This is a genomic window from Clostridium sp. NkU-1 (assembly GCA_001312405.1).
The window spans coordinates 325658-345519 of sequence record BBDR01000001.1; the positions used below are offsets into that span (position 1 = coordinate 325658).

General features: G+C 45.2%; 21 protein-coding genes and 9 pseudogenes. All 30 read right to left on the reverse strand.

The features are described from left to right. Positions 1–9: 9 nt before the first annotated feature. Positions 10–303 (reverse strand): YraN family protein, encoded by a 294-nt coding sequence (locus JCM10519_RS25220; protein ID WP_347842926.1) that lies wholly within the window; start codon positions 301–303, stop codon positions 10–12. Positions 304–318: 15 nt separating this feature from the next. Continuing rightward, positions 319–952, reverse strand: a pseudogene (locus tag JCM10519_RS01635) (ribonuclease HII); the annotation flags it as partial. An 81-nt stretch (positions 953–1033) separates the two neighbouring features. After that, the gene (gene ylqF / locus JCM10519_RS01640; protein ID WP_054737762.1) at positions 1034–1876 is read right to left on the reverse strand and encodes a ribosome biogenesis GTPase YlqF; all 843 of its coding nucleotides are present in this window, start codon (positions 1874–1876) and stop codon (positions 1034–1036) included. Between the two features lie 9 nt (positions 1877–1885). Next, positions 1886–2437, reverse strand: coding sequence for a signal peptidase I (lepB, locus tag JCM10519_RS01645; protein ID WP_054737842.1), 552 nt, complete (start codon positions 2435–2437; stop codon positions 1886–1888). A gap of 143 nt (positions 2438–2580) precedes the next feature. Continuing rightward, positions 2581–2928, reverse strand: coding sequence for a 50S ribosomal protein L19 (gene rplS / locus JCM10519_RS01650; RefSeq protein ID WP_054737763.1), 348 nt, complete (start codon positions 2926–2928; stop codon positions 2581–2583). A gap of 217 nt (positions 2929–3145) precedes the next feature. Then, a pseudogene (gene trmD / locus JCM10519_RS01655) lies at positions 3146–3894 on the reverse strand (tRNA (guanosine(37)-N1)-methyltransferase TrmD). Between the two features lie 22 nt (positions 3895–3916). Next, positions 3917–4428, reverse strand: a pseudogene (gene rimM, locus JCM10519_RS01660) (ribosome maturation factor RimM). A gap of 172 nt (positions 4429–4600) precedes the next feature. Continuing rightward, complete coding sequence (locus JCM10519_RS01665; RefSeq protein ID WP_025233209.1) at positions 4601–4828, reverse strand: KH domain-containing protein; 228 nt, start codon at positions 4826–4828, stop codon at positions 4601–4603. 15 nt (positions 4829–4843) lie between these two features. Then, entirely contained in the window at positions 4844–5086 is a 243-nt protein-coding gene (gene rpsP / locus JCM10519_RS01670; RefSeq protein ID WP_013272775.1) for a 30S ribosomal protein S16, read from the reverse strand. Between the two features lie 87 nt (positions 5087–5173). Beyond that, positions 5174–6523 (reverse strand): signal recognition particle protein, encoded by a 1350-nt coding sequence (gene ffh / locus JCM10519_RS01675; RefSeq protein ID WP_054737764.1) that lies wholly within the window; start codon positions 6521–6523, stop codon positions 5174–5176. A gap of 11 nt (positions 6524–6534) precedes the next feature. Continuing rightward, positions 6535–6887: pseudogene (ylxM, locus tag JCM10519_RS01680) on the reverse strand (YlxM family DNA-binding protein). Between the two features lie 130 nt (positions 6888–7017). Next, the gene (locus tag JCM10519_RS01685; protein ID WP_054737765.1) at positions 7018–7506 is read right to left on the reverse strand and encodes an alpha/beta fold hydrolase; all 489 of its coding nucleotides are present in this window, start codon (positions 7504–7506) and stop codon (positions 7018–7020) included. Continuing rightward, complete coding sequence (locus tag JCM10519_RS01690; protein ID WP_054737766.1) at positions 7494–7685, reverse strand: hypothetical protein; 192 nt, start codon at positions 7683–7685, stop codon at positions 7494–7496. Before JCM10519_RS01690 ends, JCM10519_RS01685 begins: the two co-directional genes overlap by 13 nt. A 9-nt stretch (positions 7686–7694) precedes the next feature. Beyond that, positions 7695–8061, reverse strand: a pseudogene (locus JCM10519_RS01695) (VOC family protein). A 283-nt stretch (positions 8062–8344) separates the two neighbouring features. Next, a pseudogene (gene serS / locus JCM10519_RS01705) lies at positions 8345–9635 on the reverse strand (serine--tRNA ligase). A 132-nt stretch (positions 9636–9767) separates the two neighbouring features. Continuing rightward, positions 9768–10607 (reverse strand): pyridoxamine kinase, encoded by an 840-nt coding sequence (locus tag JCM10519_RS01710; protein ID WP_054737843.1) that lies wholly within the window; start codon positions 10605–10607, stop codon positions 9768–9770. A 44-nt stretch (positions 10608–10651) separates the two neighbouring features. After that, on the reverse strand, positions 10652–11239 hold the full coding sequence (locus tag JCM10519_RS01715; RefSeq protein ID WP_054737768.1) for an ECF transporter S component: 588 nt from the start codon (positions 11237–11239) through the stop codon (positions 10652–10654). A 96-nt stretch (positions 11240–11335) separates the two neighbouring features. Further along, the gene (locus JCM10519_RS25225) at positions 11336–11569 is read right to left on the reverse strand and encodes a hypothetical protein (protein ID WP_347842790.1); all 234 of its coding nucleotides are present in this window, start codon (positions 11567–11569) and stop codon (positions 11336–11338) included. Between the two features lie 48 nt (positions 11570–11617). Further along, positions 11618–11998: a hypothetical protein gene (locus JCM10519_RS25230; protein WP_347842791.1), complete on the reverse strand. Its 381-nt coding sequence runs from the start codon at positions 11996–11998 to the stop codon at positions 11618–11620. After that, positions 11995–12657: a ribulose-phosphate 3-epimerase gene (rpe, locus tag JCM10519_RS01725; protein WP_054737769.1), complete on the reverse strand. Its 663-nt coding sequence runs from the start codon at positions 12655–12657 to the stop codon at positions 11995–11997. The genes JCM10519_RS25230 and rpe overlap by 4 nt, the downstream gene beginning before the upstream one ends. Position 12658: 1 nt before the next feature. Beyond that, positions 12659–13535 (reverse strand): annotated as a pseudogene (gene rsgA, locus JCM10519_RS01730) (ribosome small subunit-dependent GTPase A). An 85-nt stretch (positions 13536–13620) separates the two neighbouring features. Further along, entirely contained in the window at positions 13621–14835 is a 1215-nt protein-coding gene (locus JCM10519_RS25235) for a PASTA domain-containing protein (protein WP_347842792.1), read from the reverse strand. Next, on the reverse strand, positions 14738–15484 hold the full coding sequence (locus JCM10519_RS25240; RefSeq protein WP_347842927.1) for a protein kinase: 747 nt from the start codon (positions 15482–15484) through the stop codon (positions 14738–14740). The genes JCM10519_RS25235 and JCM10519_RS25240 overlap by 98 nt, the downstream gene beginning before the upstream one ends. Then, positions 15451–15783 (reverse strand): protein kinase, encoded by a 333-nt coding sequence (locus JCM10519_RS25245; RefSeq protein WP_347842793.1) that lies wholly within the window; start codon positions 15781–15783, stop codon positions 15451–15453. Before JCM10519_RS25245 ends, JCM10519_RS25240 begins: the two co-directional genes overlap by 34 nt. Continuing rightward, positions 15780–15968, reverse strand: a complete 189-nt coding sequence (locus JCM10519_RS25250) for a hypothetical protein (RefSeq protein ID WP_347842794.1) — start codon at positions 15966–15968, stop codon at positions 15780–15782. Before JCM10519_RS25250 ends, JCM10519_RS25245 begins: the two co-directional genes overlap by 4 nt. Before the next feature lie 123 nt (positions 15969–16091). Continuing rightward, on the reverse strand, positions 16092–16463 hold the full coding sequence (locus JCM10519_RS25255; RefSeq protein WP_347842795.1) for a protein phosphatase 2C domain-containing protein: 372 nt from the start codon (positions 16461–16463) through the stop codon (positions 16092–16094). A gap of 229 nt (positions 16464–16692) precedes the next feature. Continuing rightward, a pseudogene (gene rlmN, locus JCM10519_RS01745) lies at positions 16693–17767 on the reverse strand (23S rRNA (adenine(2503)-C(2))-methyltransferase RlmN). A gap of 12 nt (positions 17768–17779) precedes the next feature. Then, on the reverse strand, positions 17780–17923 hold the full coding sequence (locus JCM10519_RS25260) for a hypothetical protein (protein WP_347842796.1): 144 nt from the start codon (positions 17921–17923) through the stop codon (positions 17780–17782). Between the two features lie 26 nt (positions 17924–17949). Then, positions 17950–19077, reverse strand: a complete 1128-nt coding sequence (gene rsmB, locus JCM10519_RS01750; RefSeq protein WP_347842928.1) for a 16S rRNA (cytosine(967)-C(5))-methyltransferase RsmB — start codon at positions 19075–19077, stop codon at positions 17950–17952. A 69-nt stretch (positions 19078–19146) separates the two neighbouring features. Beyond that, positions 19147–19862, reverse strand: a pseudogene (locus tag JCM10519_RS01755) (zinc metallopeptidase).

The following is a 19862-nucleotide window of genomic DNA, read 5'->3' on the forward strand; positions in this document are numbered from 1 at the left end:
GCCACCACATCAAACCGGCAGGGAATGTCCTCTCCCAGATGGTGCCGGTACAGATATCTCCTGGCAGCATCCCTGATTTTTCTCTGTTTCAAAAAAATGGACTGCTTCCGCAGGATCCCCTTTTTCCAGATTCCGCCGGTACTTTACCTCGATAAAGACGAGTTCCTTTCCATCCTTTGCGATGATATCAATTTCTCCCTTACGGTCCCCATAATTTCGCTCTAATATTACATATCCTTTACTTTCCAGATATGCGGCGGCCGCATCCTCAAACTGGCGTCCAACCTCCCGATGGTTTTTCAAAGAGAGCCTCCCACAAAATTTTTTAATAAAACTGCGCCTGTGAATGGGGCAGGGGCCAAACTCCTTTAAGGCATTAATATGAAAAGCCGTCCCATACCCTTTATGCTTTGCAAAACCATATTCCGGAAATATTTTATCATATTCTTCCATCATATGATCCCTGGTCACTTTGGCCATGATGCTTGCGGCGGCAATTGACACACTTTTTGAATCTCCCTTGACAATGGGAACCTGGGAAACGGCAATGCAGGGATCGTGACCGCATCATTTAAAAGAACCTCCGGCTCCACTCCCAATTTACTTATGGCAAGCCTCATCGCTTCATAGGTAGCCTGAAGGATATTTATTTCATCGACCCTGTCTGCTCCCACTACTCCCACCGCATAAGCGGAAGCTTTTTCCTGGATCTCTTCAAACAGGGCTTCCCGCCGTTTCTCTGACAGCTTTTTTTGAATCATTTAAAAAAAAGAATCTCGCAGGCCCTGGGAAGGATCACTGCGCCGGCCACCACCGGTCCTGCCAGAGGCCCCCGTCCTGCTTCATCGATACCGCAGACCAGTATATGATCCTCATACCGGTATTCAAACTCTTTCATGTTTTCCAGTCGCTCTCGTTCCGTCTGAAGTTTTTCTTCTGTTAATTTTCTCATTTCTTTAAGCTCCCATTTTATGATTGAAAAACAGGGTCTTGCTCTTCTTCCAAAAAGCAAAACCCTATCATTTAATTCCGGCTACTGCACAGGTGATTCCAGGGTCATCCGTCCAAGCTTTCCGCTTCTGAAATCGTCGATCAAAAGATTTGAAGCCTTCACCAGATCCAGTTCCCCGCCCTTTGCAAGACAGGCCCTTGCCTTTGCCACCTGCCTTAATACCTCAAAAGCATCTTCTGTCTCTATTCCATATCTTTCAGAAAGAACTTTCGGATATTCTTTTGTCACGAAACGGATGAGTTCCATGGCCAGTTCATCCTTATTCAAGATCTCATCATTGACGGAGCCAATGAGGGCGAGTTTGATTCCCACCTGCTGATCCTCGAATTTCGGCCACAAAATACCTGGCGTATCAAGAAGCTCCAGGCTCTTATTGAGCCTGATCCATTGATTCCCTTTTGTCACACCTGGCCTGTTTCCTGTCTTTGCGCATGCTTTTCCTGCAAAGGAATTGATGAAAGTAGACTTTCCCACATTGGGAATCCCAACCACCATAGCTCTCACCGGGCGGTTTAAAATTCCTTTTCTGCGGTCACGTTCTATTTTCTCCTTGCATGCCTCCTGGACAACGCCGTTAATCTGCTTTAATCCTGCCCCGCTTCTGGAATTTACCTTAACAACGTGGCAGCCCTTGGTAACAAAATAAGACTCCCAGGCGCTGTTGCAGCGTTCATCTGCAAGATCAGATTTATTAAGCAGAACGATTCGCGCCTTTCCGGCCCCTAATTCATCAATATCAGGGTTCCGGCTGCTTAAGGGGACTCTTGCGTCCACCAGTTCTATTATCAAATCAATTAATTTGATATCTTCTTTCATAGCCCTTTTGGCTTTGGTCATATGACCGGGATACCATTGTATATTCATAACATTCCTCTACTTTGAACGAATTAGTTCCATTTTTATAAAAGGCAGCATGCGGAACCATACCTTTCCCTGGATCTGGTCTCTGCTTACATTTCCGATATTGGCAAAACGGCTGTCCTCGCTGCTGTCTCTGTTATCACCCAGCAGGAAATATTCATCTTCTCCAAGCTTAACCGGCTTTTCCGCAAGCCCGGCCAGAGAAATCCTGCCAGAACCGGAGGGGTCTTTTAGTTTTTCGCCGTCAATAAAGATTTCATCAGTTTTTATCTGCACAGTTTCACCTGGCAGGCCGATGACCCTCTTTACATTCATTTTCTGGTCTTCTCTTTGAAATACTACCACGTCAAACCGGTCCGGGTTTCCAAAATCATAAGCCAGCCGGTCCATCAATACCACATCATCCGAGGCGAGAAGAGGAAGCATGGAATGCCCTGCAATCGCGATCTGTGTTCCATAAGCATAGACCAGAAACCATGCCAATGCAATCACTACTACAATGTCAACCACCCAGTTGACTATTTGCCGGAGCTTACTATTATCTTCACTGTGATAAAAATCCATGTATGAAACACCCCATCTATTATAAGAAAGTTCGATTCCCTTGGCATAATTGGTCATTTGGTGAGCATGGTGAACTGAACTTTCTTAAGTAACTATGCCAAGAAAGGGACAATTTGCATTGTCCCCCTCACCTTGATCCGGAATTATTTAACTGATTCTTTAACCTTAGCAGCCTTACCAACTCTGTCTCTTAAGTAATACAGTTTTGCTCTTCTTACTTTACCCTTTCTTACAACTTCAATGTTGTCTACGGAAGGGGAATGTAATGGCCAGGTCTTCTCAACACCGATGCCGTTAGAATTCTTTCTTACGGTAAATGTCTCTCTGGCGCCGCCGTTCTGTCTTTTGATAACAGTTCCTTCAAAAATCTGGATTCTCTCGCGGGCTCCCTCTTTGATCTTGTTGTATACCTTAACGGTATCGCCAACGTTGAACTGAGGAACTTCCTGCTTTAACTGTGCTGCTTCAATATTCTTAATAATTTCGTTCATTGTGTGAACCTCCTTGATATTATTTGATGTTCTTAATACTTCATTTTAAAATCCGTAACAGAGGACCATCGCCTTTTCATCACAACGTTTTACATTTTATCATAAAGAAACTTGGATTGCAAGTCCTTTTTTTGTCAAGCGGATATTTGCAATCCGCCACCCTACTTGCTCACAGCGTGCCCCGCTCCACCGGGCATAACCGAATAGCTGCTATTGCTTATTCCTGTTTTTCCTGCTCATTTTCAATCTTTTTTTTAAATATTCCGCTTCTTTTTTTCGACAGGTTGGCATCTGCCAGAAGATCCGGCCTGCGTTCCAGGGTCCGCTTAATGGATTGTTCCCTTCTCCAGGCATCGATATTTTTATGATGACCGGATAAAAGGATATCAGGAACCTTAAGCCCCCTGTACTCTTCCGGCCTGGTATACTGGGGATATTCCAGTAGGTTATCGTGAAAGGATTCAAATTCTGCAGAGGTATTGTTGTTTAAGACCCCTGGAATCAGACGGGAAATGCAGTCAATCATTACCATGGCCGGAAGCTCGCCACCTGTCAGCACATAGTCGCCAATGGAAAGATAATCCGTGGCAACAAGCTCCAAAGCTCTCTCATCAATTCCTTCATAATGACCGCATAGAAAAACAAGGTCTTCTTCCTTTGCCAGATCCTCTGCAATTCTCTGGTTAAAAACCCTTCCCTGAGGAGTCATGTAAATAACCCGGGGCTTTTTCCCGATTTTCTCACACAAGTCATCATAGGCTTCACAGATCGGCATGGGCTGCATGACCATTCCGGCTCCGCTCCATAAGGATAATCATCCACATGGCGGTGTTTGTCTGTTGAATATTCCCGGATATCAATGGCTTCAATGGAAAGCAGGCCCTTTTCTGCCGCTCTTCCGATAATGCTGGTGTGGAGGCCGTTTAGGACCATCTCAGGAAACAGGGTTAATATGTGATAATTCATTATCTATTTCCACTCCTCTATTTTAATCCAGAAGCCCGTCCATGATGTGAACCGTAACAATTCCTGACCCTAAATCCACATTTAGCACGCATTCCTTGATTGCAGGAAGCAGGACTTCCTTCCCTTCGGCCGTTTTTACTTCATAGACATCATTGGCTCCGGTCTTGATCACATCGGTCAATATTCCAAATTCTTTTCCGTCTTCGGTGACTACACGAAGTCCGATTAAGTCAACAATGAAATTTTCATCCGGTCCCAGTTCTACAGCCTGGTCCCTGGTTATGAGTAAATCTTTTCCTTTGTATTTTTCAATATCATCAATGGAATCATATCCTTTAAACTTAAGGATTACCATATTCTTAAAAAAAACTTTACTCCCTGGATTTCAAGATCCATATGCTCTTTTCCAATATCCAGGATTACATTTTTCAAACTTTTAAAACGATTTACGTCATCTGTGGTTGGATAAACCTTTACTTCTCCCTTCACCCCGTGGGTGGAGGAAATAACGCCAACTCTTAACAAATTTTCCATCTGTCTCTCCATATCATGCAAAGGAAATCCGATTCGCTTTACCTGCCTTCTTTCAGAACTCATGTCAAAGAAACCGGATATCACTATCCGGCTTATTTCTGAGTATTTGCACAAAGAAGTTCAATTCATACCAAAAGGACCGTCGTCCCGACAGGCCGGCGGTCTTTTCTGGTTACTGGATCTCTACAGTAACCTTTTTGTCTTCTTTGGAAGCTGCTGCTTTTACAACAGAGCGGATAGCTTTTGCAATCCTGCCCTGCTTGCCAATTACCTTACCCATGTCGGAAGGTGCAACCGTAAGTTCAAGGATTATCTCATCGTCTTTTACGGTTTCAGTAACAACAACCTGATCCGGATTATCAACCAGTGCTCTTGCAATTACTTCTACTAATTCCTTCATATGCTTCACCTCTCACTACTGGATACCGGCGATCTTTAAAAGCTTGCTTACAACTTCAGTTGGCTGAGCACCTGCTGTTAACCACTTCTTAGCATTCTCTTCATTAAACTTGATTACGCTTGGTTCTGTGGTAGGATCATAGTAACCAACCTCTTCGATGAATCTGCCATCTCTTGGAGATCTGGAATCTGCAACTACAATTCTATAGAAAGGAGCCTTTTTCTGACCCATTCTTTTTAATCTCATTTTTACTGCCATTGTGAAATTCACCTCCTTAAATCTTGGATTCTAAAACTAATTTATAGCGAACGCAGAAAAATCTGCTTTGCTAACGTAAAAGAGTAATTAAAACGGTAATTTCAGTTTGCCTAACAAACCGCCGTGACGCTTACCGCCGCCCATCATGCCGGGAAGCTGTTTCATCATCTTTTTCATCTGGTCAAACTGCTTTACAATGCGGTTTACCTCGGTGATATCCACGCCTGCGCCCTTAGCCACACGCTGTTTTCTGGAAGCATTTTTCATAAGCTCCGGGTTCAACCGTTCTTTGCTGGTCATGGAAAGGATGATCGCCTCCACCCGGTCCATGGCTTTTTCATCAAAATCCATATCCTTCATCTGTCCCATGCCTGGCATCATGCTTAAAATGCTTGCCATTCCGCCCATTTTCTTTACCTGATTCATCTGGTCCAGAAAATCGTTGTAATCAAATTCCGCCTTGCGGAGTTTTTGGGACAGCTCTTTTGCTTTTTCTTCGTCAACCTGGGTCTCAGCCTTTTCAATAAGGGAAAGGATATCGCCCATACCAAGTATTCTGGAAGCCATACGGTCCGGATAAAACTGTTCCAGATCGGAAAGCTTTTCTCCCATACCTACGTAAAGAACCGGTTTTCCCGTTACTGCACGGATTGAAAGAGCAGCACCGCCCCGGGTATCACCGTCCAGCTTGGTAATGATGACGCCGTCAATGCCAATTTTGTCGTTGAACATTCCTGCTACATTTACTGCATCCTGTCCTGTCATGGCATCTACTACCAGTATTGTCTGATGAACATCTATTGTATCTTTAATTTCGATCAGCTCATTCATCATGTCTTCATCAATGTGAAGGCGGCCCGCTGTGTCCAGAATGATTACATTCTGGTCATTCTTTTCCGCATAGGCAACCGCAGCCTTTGCAATATCTGCCGGCTTATGGTTTTCTCCCATGGAGAACACTGGAACGCCCTGCTTTTCTCCATTGATCTGCAGCTGCTTGATAGCAGCCGGACGGTAAACGTCACAGGCAACGAGAAGCGGTTTCCTGCCCTTTGCCTTGAGCTTTCCGGCAATCTTGGCTGTGGTGGTGGTCTTACCGGCACCCTGAAGACCGGCCATCATGATAATGGTCATATCGCTGGCAGGTTTTAACTGAATTTCAGTTGTCTCAGAACCCATCAGCTTTACCAGCTCTTCATTTACAATCTTTATAACCATCTGTCCGGGAGTCAGGCTGTTCTGGACATCCTGTCCAATCGCCCGCTCCTGTACGGCACTAATAAACTGTTTAACAACCTTAAAGCTTACATCGGCTTCCAGCAAAGCCATCTTCACTTCTTTAAGGGCTGTTTTCACATCGGCTTCGGACAAGCGTCCTTTGCCTCTTAAACTTTTAAATACATTCTGTAATTTATCGGATAAGCTCTCAAAAGCCATCTAACGCCCTCCTAATGAGCTTCCAGCTCGATGATTTCGCCCGATATCTCCTCAATGCGATGGATCAGATTCATGTCTGCCCTATCGGCAAACTCTTTCGTCAAACTCTGGATCTCTCTGGCCAGTTTTTTTTGTCTGCTCAAACTTTTGTACCAGATGAAGCTTCTCTTCATAACCTTCCAGGATCTTGTCGCACCGTTTGATGAGGTCATGGACCCCCTGGCGGCTGATTCCCTGTTCTTCTGCAATCTCACTTAAAGAAAGGTCATAAAAAAACAACATCTTCATAGATATGTCTCTGATGCTCTGTTAAAAGAGCGCCGTAGAAATCATATAATAAGCCCTGTCTTGCAATCCTTTCCATATCATCACCTGGGATATCATACAATACTTTTTATAAGGTGTCAAGTGTTTTTTTCTTTACACCCATGTTTTATTTTAACCGAATCAAGCAGCATAGCGGATTGGGAATATCCGCGTAACATTTGTTTTTCTCATGGAAGCGGTCTTTTAAGAAACTTTTTCATGAAATAATAAAGTTTCCTGCTGTGGACGATGTAGCTGCCATGCCCTTCTCCGGGAAGAATCCTAAGACGGCTGCCTTTTATCTTTGAAGCAAGATAGCGGGTATGGGATTCACGAATCATATCCTGTTCTCCTGCCAAAAGAAGCACTGGAACAGAAATGCTTTCCAGCTCTTTGACCGTAATCCGTGGTTCTCTAAGCATCATCAGAAGCTTTGGGTCATGGTTTAAGGCTTCGATCATAGCGAAAAATTTGAGCCAGTACCATTTTAAGCCCTGGGGATAAGCATTGGCCCCACAAAGCACCAGCTTTGAAAAAAGCTCAGGATGCCGGACGGAGGCAAGTATCCCTATGATCCCACCATCGCTGAATCCACAGCAGAAGGGCTTTTCAAGCTTCAGCATTCTGACAAATTCTGCCACATCTTCCGCCATTTCCTCGTAGCTCAGTGTCTGCACTCTGGAGCTTTTTCCATGATCCTGGAATCCAGGGCATAAACAGTATAATCTTTTCTTAAAAGCTCTGCCGTCTCATTAAAAATGCTGTGGTCCTCCCCATTTCCATGGAGAAGAAGGATAGCCGGGCCGGTTCCGGACACCTCATAATATAATGTGATTCCGTTTAACTCAATATACACGGTCTCTCCTTATCTGGCGGGAACAATCTCGATCCAATAGCCGTCCGGATCACTGATGAAGTAAATGCCCATGGCAGGATTTTCAAAACAGATCACTCCCATTTCCTTATGCTTTTTATAGAAGCTCTCGTATTCATCCGTTTGGAATGCCAGATGAAATTCACATTCGCCCAGGTTGTAAGGCTCTTTCCGCTCTGTTAAATAAGTCAGTTCCAGGGTGAAATCACTTTTCCCATCACCTAAATATATCAGTTTAAAGGAACCATCCGCTGCTGTTTTTTTCTCGCACAGGGGTAAGTCCCAGTGCATCTTTATAAAATTTTAAGCTCTTTTCCAGATCAAGTACATTAAAATTAAAATGGTTAAATGCAATCATGCCGCTGTCACTCCTTTTCTTTTTTTCGCCAGATGAGTTTTCCTTTTACCGGTTACACATCTGTCTTTTGCCGTATCCATCATACCATACTTATTATCCCACTTGTCAACTGCAACCGTATATCTTCTGCAGAAAATATCAAAAGGCTTTCATTCCTCCTGCATTCAGGTGTTGTGTCCATTCCTCTTTTTAACCGGATCAAGCAGGCAGAGCCGCGGATTGGGAATATCCATTTGACAAGAAAGGCCCGGCCTTTCGGAAAGAGCCGGACCTATTTAAATTATTATTTTTTCGGCATAAGTGCTTTTGTGCCCCCCATATAAGGCTGTAAAGCTTCCGGAATCTTCACGGTTCCGTCTGCCTGTAAGTTGTTTTCCAGGAAAGCGATCAGCATTCTTGGAGGAGCCGCTACGGTGTTGTTTAAGGTATGGGCAAAATACTTCTTCCATCTTCACCTGCAACACGGATTTTCAGTCTTCTTGCCTGGGCATCGCCTAAATTAGAGCAGCTGCCCACCTCAAAATATTTTTTCTGTCTTGGAGACCATGCTTCCACATCCACTGATTTCACCTTTAAATCTGCCAGATCTCCGGAACAGCATTCCAGGGTTCTTACCGGGATATCCATGGAACGGAATAAGTCAACTGTATTCTGCCATAATTTATCATACCAATCCATGCTTTCTTCCGGTTTGCAGACAACGATCATTTCCTGTTTCTCAAACTGATGGATCCGGTATACTCCACGTTCCTCTAAGCCGTGAGCGCCTTTCTCCTTACGAAAGCAGGGAGAATAACTGGTCAGAGTCTCTGGAAGCTTTTCTTCCGGAAGAATGGTATCAATGAACTTACCGATCATGGAATGCTCGCTGGTACCGATCAGATATAAATCTTCTCCTTCGATCTTATACATCATGGCATCCATTTCCGCAAAGCTCATAACGCCGGTCACTACTTCGCTGCGGATCATGAAAGGCGGAATGCAGTAGGTGAAGCCACGGTTTATCATGAAGTCTCTTGCATAGGAAAGTACGGAAGAATGAAGCCTTGCAATATCACCCATCAGGTAATAAAAACCATTGCCGGCCACCTTTCTTGCGCTGTCAAGGTCAATGCCGTCAAAGCTTTCCATAATGTCCGTATGATAAGGAATTTCAAACTCAGGAACAACCGGCTCGCCGTAACGCTCCACTTCTACGTTCTCGCTGTCATCCTTACCGATTGGGACGCTGGGATCAATGATATTCGGAATGGTCATCATGATTTTTTTGATTCTTTCTTCCAGGTCACGTTCCTTATCTTCCAACTGGGCAAGATGTTCGGAAGCATCGGTCACTTTTTTTCTTCATTTCCTCTGCTTCTTCCTTTTTTCCCTGTCCCATTAAGGCGCCGATCTGTTTGGAAAGTTTGTTGCGTTCAGCTCTTAAGGCATCCCCTTCCTGCTTTGCCGCACGGTTCTGCTCATCAAGTTCAATGACTTCATCAACTAAAGGCAGCTTGCTGTCCTGAAATTTATTTTTTAATATTTTCCTTTACGATTTCAGGATTTTCTCTTACAAACTTTAAATCTAACATGGTATTCCTCCTGGTTTTTCCTCAATATTCTCTGCGAAAGTTGTCCCGCATGATAGTCTGCCGTTGATTATACTACAAAAAAAGGGCAAAGAAAAGCCCCTTTCCTAAAATTCCCCATCCATTGCCTCATTCTTATCCTCGAATGAGCAAAGAAAGGATTTCTTCAAAGCAAACTCCGTTTTTCACCGGAACATGAAGCTCATCGGATTTTATAATACAGTTCTTTACAAAGCCGGCCGCTTTTTTCACTGCCTCTGTCAATGGAATTTCCTTCACGGTCTGGGCTGCAAGGATGCTGGAAAACACATCTCCGGTTCCCGGCCGTTCACATCCAACATGAAGAGAACGTAAAAAATGGGGTTCCCGGTCCTTCTCGGCTACTACATTGGTCACATAGCCGCCTTCCCTTACGCCTGTGATCACCACAGAATCAGGTCCCATTTCCCATATTTCAGCCGCCATTGAAAGAAGCTCTGCACGTTTCCAGCCTTCTGACCGGTATTCTCTTCCGGTCAGGATACAGGCTTCCGTCAGATTGGGGGTCACAATGTCTCCAAATCCTACCAGTTCCTTCATACGGCTGCACATCCTTTCCGTATAGGTCTGATAGGCCTTTCCGTGATCTCCCATAATGGGATCCACCAAAACCTTTGTATCTGGTGTTCTAAAATCCTTAATCATGTCAATGACAATCCCAATCTGTTCCTCGGAGCCTAAAAATCCGCTGTAAATCCCGTCAAAGGACAGATCCAGTTTTTTCCACTGTTCAATGTATGAAGGCATTTTCTCCGTATAATCATCAAAAAAATAGGTTGGAAATCCGGTATGATTAGATAGTATGGAGGTTGGAACCGGACAGCACTGGACCTTTAAGGCTGAAAGAATGGGAAGGGCCACTGTTAAGGAACAGCGGCCATATCCTGACAGATCATGAATGACAGCAATTTTCTTCTGATGTATTTCTGATGTCATAAAAATTTCCTCTTTCCTGCTCACGCTTTTTGGCAGGGTGCTTCCTAACAAATTTTCGTAAATAAACCGGATCTGATCAGGGCATTCCGAAGGGGCATATAAATGATGACGGAAACAATGGCAGAGGTTATTGCATTAATGGAAGTAGAAGCAACATTCCATGCCAGCGCCAGTTCTGCCGCCGGTTTTCCCAGGATCAGAAGCTTGTAAAAATAACCCACCAGGGGATCAAAAATCACATTGAACAAAAGTCCTCCTGCCACGGCCGCAATGGTCCAGGAAAGTATATGCTTTTTATCAGAGGATTCATTGATCCTGCCGATCTTATGAGCCAAAAATCCGGTGATAAGGCCGATGCACAGCTTTAGTACAAAAGTCTTTGGTGCATAGACCACATAAACCGGGTCAAAAAGATCTCCTATGGTCATGCCGATGGCACCGCCTAATCCGCCGTACAGCCCACCTAATAAAAGCGCTCCCAAAACACAGACCGCATTTCCCAGATGAATGGATGTGGCATCTCCTCCCGGAAGTGTGATCTTAAATTGCAGGAACGTAAATACTACATAGGACATGGCTGCAAATAGTCCTGTCAGTGCGGTTTTATAAATCCTGTTGTCTGTTTTACTCATTGGTAATTCCTCCCTTGCTGCTTATGTTGTTCTTTATCTTAGCATGCAAGTGGAGTGATATAAATATCCAGTTTCCATATATTAAACCATGCCAGTTTAATCATGGGACTGGATACAAATCAGGGTTCCGGACGCGAATTCAATCGTGCCCTCCTCACCGGTCAGCTCATTGCTGATACACAGGCTTGTTCCTAAGTCAATATCCTTTTCATAAAGAGGATATTTGAATCCGGTCAATGTGATTTTCTTCACTTCTCCGCACAGGGGAAGGAAGGAAATGTACTTCCCCCATAATGTTTCTGCATGAAACGTTCTTCCCTTATCGATCACCGTAATCCAGTTTTTTTCGTCAACGATAGAGGCTTTTACGCCTTTTTTTCAGACATGCATAGAGAAGATGGAGATTACCGATAAAATGATCCAGCCTTCCTCCGTTGCACCAAGCAGGACTAGCTCCGAGCAGCCAAGTCCTATGGCGGTATTTATGGCAAGCTCTGTATCGGTCTCATCCTTTTCCGGTTTATGGATTTCCCAAGTAATCTTGTCCTGGCTGTTTTTATATTCTGCCAGGACATCTTCTGCCACCGTATCAAAATCTCCCACAATGGCATCAGGCTTTAACTGAAGCCTGGAAAGAGCCGCCAGTCCGCCATCTACTGCGATGACTTTATCAAACTCTCTGTTTTCTAAAAATCTGCCGGCAAATCCATAATCCATGGTACCTCCGGTAACGATCAAACCTCTGATTTCTTCTTTCACCCTTCATATTCCTCAAATATTTTTAAGAATGCCTTTGTATTGGCGGCAGCATCTCCTTTAAACACGGCTGAACCGGCCACAAATACATTAGCGCCTGCTTCAATCAGTTCTCTCACATTATCACAAGTCACGCCTCCGTCAACCTGGATATCCGTCTGAAGATTCCGTTCCCTGCAAATTCGCCTCAAAGCCCTCACTTTATCCAGGGTATAAGGAATGAATTTTTGTCCGCCAAAACCTGGATTTACCGTCATAATTAAAACCATATCCACTTCCGGGAGAATTAAGTCAAGAACAGATAAGGGAGTCGCAGGATTAAGGGCCACTCCTGCCTTTAGCCCTACTTCCTTGATCTGATTGATGGTGCGGTCCAGATGGGTACAGGCTTCCGCATGGACACAGATGAGATCAGCTCCCGCTTCTTTGATATCATTTACATATCTTCCGGGTTCCTCTACCATCATGTGAACATCGAAAAACCGGTCCGTGCAGCCCCGAAGGCTTCCAATAACCGGCATTCCAAATGAAATGCTGGGCACAAATGCACCATCCATCACATCCAGATGAATGTACTGGGCACCTGCCTCTGCTACCTCCGCTACCTGCTGTCCAAGAATTTTAAAGTCTGCCGCTAATATGGAAGGGGCAAGTTTAAGCATATTAATATCTCCTTTTCTCTTTTAGATCCTGATATAAAAGCCGGTAGTTTTCATATCGGCCCCGGTTTATTTTTCCTTCTTCTACCGCATCCTTTACGCCGCAGGTTTTTTCCCCTATGTGCACACAGCCCAGAAACCGGCATCCGTCCTCATAGGGCTCAAACTCCGGAAAATAATCTTTCAGCCGGCCACACTCCATGTCATCTAAGTACATGGAACTAAATCCCGGCGTATCCATCAGGTACGTATCCCGGCCGATGCCAAAAATCTCCGAATGCCTGGTGGTATGCTTTCCTCTCTGGATCTTCTCGCTGATACCTGCAGTCTCCATCTCAGCCTGGGGATAGAGAAGGTTGGTTAAGGAGGACTTTCCTACTCCGGAAGGTCCTGCCAAAACCGTGGTTTTTCCCCGCACCAGTTCCCTGATTTCCTCAATTCCCTGATCGTCATAGGTACTGGTAAAAAATACGGGATAGCCTGCCGCCTCATAGATTTCTCCAAGAGCCTGCATTTCTTCGTTTCCAACCAAATCAATTTTATTAAAACAGATTTTTACGGGAACCTCCTGAACTTCCATCATAACCAGAAAACGGTCCAGCAGATTTAAGTTGGGTTCCGGCTGGGTGATGGCAAACAGCACCATGGCCTGATCCACATTAGCTACGGCCGGACGTACCAGGACATTTTTCCTTGGAAGGATCTGTTCGATGTTTCCTTTCTTTTCCAAACTGTCCAGAATAGAAAATTCCACATCATCCCCAACCAAAGGTTTTACGTTTTTATTGCGGAATATACTTTGCCTTACATTCATAGATGGTTTCGTCCGTGCCGTGGACATAGTAAAAGCCTGCGATTCCTTTCAAAATTTTTCCTGTCATATACTTTCCTTTTTCCTGCCCATGCTTTCTGGGCAAAACTCGCCCCGCTTTATCGGGCGTAAAGGTATGCCCGCAGGGTGTTTTCTTACGATTGTGGCACCGGAATAAATGTGATGACATAAGAATTAATCACATCGCCAGTCTCCACATTTACAATCTCTACGGTACCGCTTGAAATGCCATAAGCGCCTTCAATATTTTTAAATGATACAGGAAGCACCTGGTCGCCTGCCATGGTAACAGGTCCCATAAGCTCTCTGATTTCGTCTTTTCCATTTACCGATTGCTTCAGTTGTATCTTTAAGGTAAGCTGGGTGCTGCCGGAGCCTGGTCCGATAATGTTTTGCAGGGGATAAGACTTTTCAATAGAAGCCAGATACTTGACTTTGGACTGTTGGGCAGTTCCGCTGCTGATAACATAATTCACGGCAGTTCCTGACTCTACCTGGCTGTTAGCGGTTAAGGACTGGCTGATAACACTGCCCCTTAATACTGTCTCAGAGGCTGCTTCTGTAACCGTTCCCTGTACCAGTCCCACGTCAGCCAGCATCTCCACAGCAATCTCCTGAGTCTGGCCGGTAATATCCGGAACCGTGACCGGATTGACAAGAGCCGGACCACTGCTTAAAACCAGAGTTACGGTTTCACCTTCTTTTGCCGCATCGGGGGTATAGCTGATTACATATCCTGACACAACGGTTTCGCTGTTCTTCTGCTCCACATTGACTGTCAGGCCATTGCCCTCCAGCACTGCTTTGGCAGAAGTGCCATCCATCTTTTCAAGTCCAAGCTTTGTTAAGTCAATGGTTGCGTGCTCCGGTCCCTTGCTGACCACTACGTAGACCGCAGAATACTTATCAATCACAGTCCCTTCAGCCGGGTCCTGGGACACGATATCGCCCTTGTCTATGGTATCATGAAATACGTAATCGCTTACCTTCATATACAGGCCGCCATTGTCCTTTAACTTCTGCTCTGCAATATCCGTTGCCAATCCCACAACGCTTGTCATTTTCACCTTTTTGTCACTTAAGGTTTCTTCGGTGGAAATCTCCGCAGTTGATTCGGTTTCCTTTGGGGAACCAGAACGGAATAACCCTCCCACCTTTGAGAAAACAATGACCAGTACGACCACAATGAGGACAGCAACCATAACACCTGCCGCGGTCAAAAGCCGTTCGATCTTGGGATTGATGTCATCCTCAGAATCCTGTTTTCTGGTTCTGCTGCTGCCCGGCTGCGCACCTGCATTTTTTTCCTTGGCGGCGCTCCGGACGCTGTTCCTGATTTCTGTTTCCATTCCGGTTTACAACAGGATCTGCCTGTACCTTACGGCCGGAACGGATCTGTTCCAGCTCCGGCTTTCCTATGATGACCGTCTGGGAATCATCCACCTGGGAATTGTACTGGACAAAATCTCCGTCAGGATTGACAAGCGCCTTCCGTAAGTCGGATATGACCTCCTGCATACTTCCATAACGGTATTCCGGCTTTTTCTCGGTACATTTTAAAATAATATTCTCAAGTCCTACCGGAATGTTCTCATTATAAAAGCTGGGCGGCGTTATGGGGTCTTCCAAGTGGGCCAGGGCAACGGTTACTGTATTATCTCCCTGAAACGGGACCCGGCCAGCCACCATTTCGTACATGGTGATTCCCAGAGAATAGACATCGCTTCGTACATCGCTGTAACCGCCTCTTGCCTGTTCGGGAGATATGTAATGGACAGAGCCAACTGCGGTAGCGCTTAAGGTCTGGGAGGAAGCTGCCCGGGCGATTCCAAAATCAGCCACCTTCACCTTTCCATCCCTGGCAATGATGATGTTCTGAGGCTTAATATCCCGGTGTATGATTCCCTGTTCATGAGCTGCCGCGATTCCCTGTGCAACGGAAATTGCAACCCCGATTGCTTCTTTTACATCAAGACAGCCTTTTTTTTGTAATATAATTTTTTTAACGTAATTCCTTCAATCAGTTCCATAACAATGTAATGAAGATTCCCTTCATCCACTACATCATAGATATTTACGATGTTGGGATGGGAAAGGCGGGCGGCCGCCTGGGCCTCCATTTTAAACTTGCTGACAAAACCGCTGTCTGAACTGAATTCTTCCTTCAAGACCTTTATGGCAACAGGGCGGTTTAATTTATGGCACAGGGCCTTATATACATCTGACATCCCGCCGGAACCGATCTGGTCCAGTATTTCATATCTGTCCTGTAAAAATGTCCCCGGTCTTAAGATCATAAGCTTACCTCCCTGCCAATTTGCGGATCAATTAAAACAACAGCTATATTGTCTTTTCCGCCATTATCATTGGCTATTGTAATCAACTTTTCTGCCTTTTCCGGCAGTTCCAGTTCTGAGCATATAATTTCTTCTATCTCAGCGTCCTCAAGCATATTGCTGAGTCCATCGGAACACATGAGCACATAATCCCCCGGTTCCAGACTGACTTCAAAAAAATCAATCTCCAGCTTATCCTCTGTACCAACCGCTCTTGTTATAATATTCTTTTTTTTCCCGGTAATCCCGGCTTCCCCGCTCCAGCTGGCCTAAAGACACCAGTTCTTCCACGTAGGATGATCCTTTGTGATCTGCTGCAGCCGATTCCTTACCAGATACAAACGGCTGTCTCCCACATTGGCCACGTACATGGTAGAATCTTCGATCACTGCTGCCACCAGGGTTGTTCCCATGCCGTTTAATTCTGTACTTTTTAAGGATTCCTGGTAAAGCATTCCGTTGACCTTTAAGATTCCCTCCCGGAGAAGTGGAACAATCCCCGGCGAATCTGCCTGTTTTAAGTGAGCCACCAGATTTTCAGCAATATATCTGGAGGCGTAATCCCCGGCCTGATGACCGCCCATGCCGTCTGCAACTAAAAAAAAGGTTGGGCAGTGTGCCCAAAGGCTCTGCCTGGGCATAGACATAATCCTGATTGGCCGTACGGACTCTTCCTGTGTCCGTCATAGCGCAAGCTTTCATCGTTTCATTCTCACTTCCTCTTCACTTCTGATATCAAGCGGATATTAGTAATCCGCGACCCTACTTGCTCACAGCGTGCCCCGCTCCACCGGGCATAACCAAATAGCAGCGATTGCTGCTTATCAGGTGGAGTACAAGTTCCACCTGATACAGGCAAGTCCCCTACCACTAATTAATGCTCCGCGCATTTGAAGCGGGGGACTTCCCTGAGTCGGTTAAAAAGCTTTTTCTCAGCTGCCCGCAGGCGCCGTTAATATCCCGTCCCATTTCTCTTCTTATAGTAACATTTATTCCATTTTTTTTCAAGAAGATTTTTAAAGGCTTCTATGGCCTTCCGGTCTGACTGCACGTAATTGCGCTCCTTAATAGGATTTACCGGAATCAGATTCACATGCCCGTGCTGGCCTTTTATAAGAGCAGTCAGGGCGGCTGCCTCTTTTAAATTATCATTGACACCGCTTACAAGGCTGTATTCAAAGGTAAGCCTTCGCCCTGTCTTTTCAAAATACGTCTGGCAGGCATCCAACACCTCTTTTAGGGGGTAACGGTTGGCAACAGGCATCAGGGTTTTTCTGACTTCGTCATTTGGTGCATGAAGAGACAAAGCCAGAGTGATCTGTAAATCTTCTTCAGCCAGTCGAAGAATTCCCGGAACAATGCCGCAGGTGGACACCGTTATGTTACGCTGGCTGATATTCAGGCCGTTTTCATCAGTAAGTAAACGAATGAACTGAACCAGATGATCATAATTATCCATAGGTTCTCCGGATCCCATGACCACCACATTGGAAACCCGCTCCCCGGTGATCTTTTGGATCCGGTATATCTGGTCAAGCATTTCAGAAGGAGTTAAATTCCTTTCCAGCCCGTCAAGTGTGGAAGCGCAGAACCGGCAGCCCATGCGGCAGCCTACCTGGGATGAAATGCAGACAGAATTTCCATGTTTGTATTTCATCAAAACGCTTTCAATCACATTTCCATCGGAAAGGGCAAATAAGTATTTTCTTGTTCCATCTATTTTTGAAATCTTTTCCTCTACGACTGTAAGGCAGGTAAATTCTGTAAGCTGCAAAAGCTTTTCTTTCAGCGCTTTAGGAAGATTGGTCATCTCATTAAAATCAGAAGCCAGCTTCTGGTGCATCCATTCATAAAGCTGCTTTGCACGGAAGGGCTTTTCTCCTATGGACACCATATAGGATATCAGGTGTTCCATATCCAGAGATTTTATATCTATCTTATCCATTCTATATTTCCTCTATTCTGCCCACGTTTTTTTGGGCATAAAGGTATGCCTTGAAGGCCCTACCTTTTTTTGAAATACCGCAATAAAAAATCCGTCACAGGGATGGATTCCCGGCAAAAGCTGTAAAAATTCCTGATTCGCAGCGGCTGAATCCATCTTTTCTCCAAACTTTCCCTTTAGGCTTATGCAGTCAAAAGGAAAATGCTCAAGGAACCACTGGCATTTTCTTCATTTTCTTTTCTGTTTATGGTACATGTACTGAAAATCAGGCGCCCGCCCGGTTTTACATATGTCTGGACAACTGCCAGGATCTCCCGTTGGAGCGCTGCCAGGGATTCCAAGTCTTCCGGCGTCATACGGTATTTGATATCCGGCTTTCGTCCGATGATCCCAAGCCCGGAGCAAGGCAGGTCAGCAATGACAATGTCCGCTTTCTCCACTGAATCCGGGTCTGCAGCAAGAGCGTCCTGGACCTTTGTACGGATATTTGAAAATCCGCACCGTTTAATATTTTCCTCAACCATGCTTATCTTTTGGAGGCTTAAATCACGGACCTCCACCATGCCTGTTCCGTCAAGCTTATCTGCTATATGAATGCTCTTTCCTCCAGGAGCGCCGCATACGTCAATGACGTAATCTCCCTTTTTCGGATCTGCGATCTCACCTACAAAGCTGGAGCTTAGATCCTGAACCTGGATATACCCCTTTTGGAATGCTTCCAATCCTTCCAGGTAATCATATTTTTCAATACAAAGCACTGCTTCCGAAATTCCGTACTCACTCACTTCTGCCCCCTGCTTTTTAAGGCTTTTAAGGATTTCTTCCTTGGAAGCCTTTGCAAAATTGCAGCGGACCGTAGTTTTTTTATCCTTTAAAAAGGACTCCATCATGGTGACTGCCGTTTCCCGGCCAAAACTTTCCTCCCACATGGATACGATCCATGCCGGCATGGAATAACGGACAGAATCATCCGGCCAGCTTAAGCCCTCTTTATTTCTGGAAATATTCCTCAGTACCCCATTGACAAAGCCCTTTAATCCTGTAAATTTCCGTTTCACGGCAAGCTTCACCGCTTCGTTGCATACGGCGGAATCCGGAACACGGTCCATATAAAGAAGCTGATAAACCGACATGCGCAGAATCGTGCGTATTACCGGCTTCATCTTTTTAACCTTTGTGTTGGAAAAGGAATCAATGATATAATCGATCTGAAGCAGGTATTCCACAGTTCCTTCTGCTATCCTGGAAATAAAGGCCCGTTCCGATTTATCCAGATACTGATATTTATTTAAAGCCTGGCGCAGGATGATATGGCTGTAGCTCCCCGCTCCAGGATCTCTAACAGGATATCCAGGGCAATTTCCCTGCTGTCGGTCTCCTTAGTCATCATTCCTTCTTCCTCCGAACAAGATAACCAGCCTTAAAAGCTGAAGTACGGTCGCAGCAAGCGCCGCTACATAGGTAAGGGCTGCAGCCCCCAGAACTTTTCTGGTATAACCTAACTCCTGATCGCCTAAGATTCCCACCTGGCCCAAAAGAGTGACCGCCCGGCTGGACGCATTAAATTCCACAGGCAGGGTGACCAGCTGGAAAATAACCGCCACAGAAAAAAGGATCAGGCCGATATTAACTAAGGGAGAACCGATTCCCCCTATAATGACGCGAGAATAATGAGAGGCAGTGCTGCCTTGGAGCCAATATTGGCCGCAGGAACAATGGCTGCCCGGAGTTTTAAGGGAATATAGCCTGTGCTGTCCTGCATAACATGACCGCATTCATGGGCCGCAACACCGATTGCCGCCACTGATGTAGAGCCATAAACAGAATCCGACAGATTAACGGTTTTGGTTCTAGGATCATAATGATCCGTAAGCTGCCCGCCTACAGACCTTACCTGAACATCATAAATGCCCTGAGAATTTAAAAGGCGTTTTGCCGCTTCTGCTCCTGTCATCCCGGACATACTTCTCACTTTTGAATATTTATTAAATGTACTATTCACCCTTGCAGATGCCACCATGGAAAGAACTGCTCCAATGATGACAAGGATCCAGGTCGGATCCCAATAATATCCCATCATGCCGCCATAATACAT

What these genes read in the sequence shown, in the direction of transcription:
- ylqF (WP_054737762.1), bottom strand. Translation starts at nt 1,876, where the DNA reads ATGAATATACAATGGTATCCCGGTCATATGACCAAAGCCAAAAGGGCT.
- lepB (WP_054737842.1), bottom strand. Translation starts at nt 2,437, where the DNA reads ATGGATTTTTATCACAGTGAAGATAATAGTAAGCTCCGGCAAATAGTC.
- rplS (WP_054737763.1), bottom strand. Translation starts at nt 2,928, where the DNA reads ATGAACGAAATTATTAAGAATATTGAAGCAGCACAGTTAAAGCAGGAA.
- JCM10519_RS01665 (WP_025233209.1), bottom strand. Translation starts at nt 4,828, where the DNA reads ATGAAGGAATTAGTAGAAGTAATTGCAAGAGCACTGGTTGATAATCCG.
- rpsP (WP_013272775.1), bottom strand. Translation starts at nt 5,086, where the DNA reads ATGGCAGTAAAAATGAGATTAAAAAGAATGGGTCAGAAAAAGGCTCCT.
- ffh (WP_054737764.1), bottom strand. Translation starts at nt 6,523, where the DNA reads ATGGCTTTTGAGAGCTTATCCGATAAATTACAGAATGTATTTAAAAGT.
- JCM10519_RS01710 (WP_054737843.1), bottom strand. Translation starts at nt 10,607, where the DNA reads ATGACATCAGAAATACATCAGAAGAAAATTGCTGTCATTCATGATCTG.
- JCM10519_RS01715 (WP_054737768.1), bottom strand. Translation starts at nt 11,239, where the DNA reads ATGAGTAAAACAGACAACAGGATTTATAAAACCGCACTGACAGGACTA.
- rpe (WP_054737769.1), bottom strand. Translation starts at nt 12,657, where the DNA reads ATGCTTAAACTTGCCCCTTCCATATTAGCGGCAGACTTTAAAATTCTT.
- JCM10519_RS25235 (WP_347842792.1), bottom strand. Translation starts at nt 14,835, where the DNA reads ATGGAAACAGAAATCAGGAACAGCGTCCGGAGCGCCGCCAAGGAAAAA.
- JCM10519_RS25245 (WP_347842793.1), bottom strand. Translation starts at nt 15,783, where the DNA reads ATGATCTTAAGACCGGGGACATTTTTACAGGACAGATATGAAATACTG.
- JCM10519_RS25255 (WP_347842795.1), bottom strand. Translation starts at nt 16,463, where the DNA reads ATGCCCAGGCAGAGCCTTTGGGCACACTGCCCAACCTTTTTTTTAGTT.
- JCM10519_RS25260 (WP_347842796.1), bottom strand. Translation starts at nt 17,923, where the DNA reads ATGGATTCAGCCGCTGCGAATCAGGAATTTTTACAGCTTTTGCCGGGA.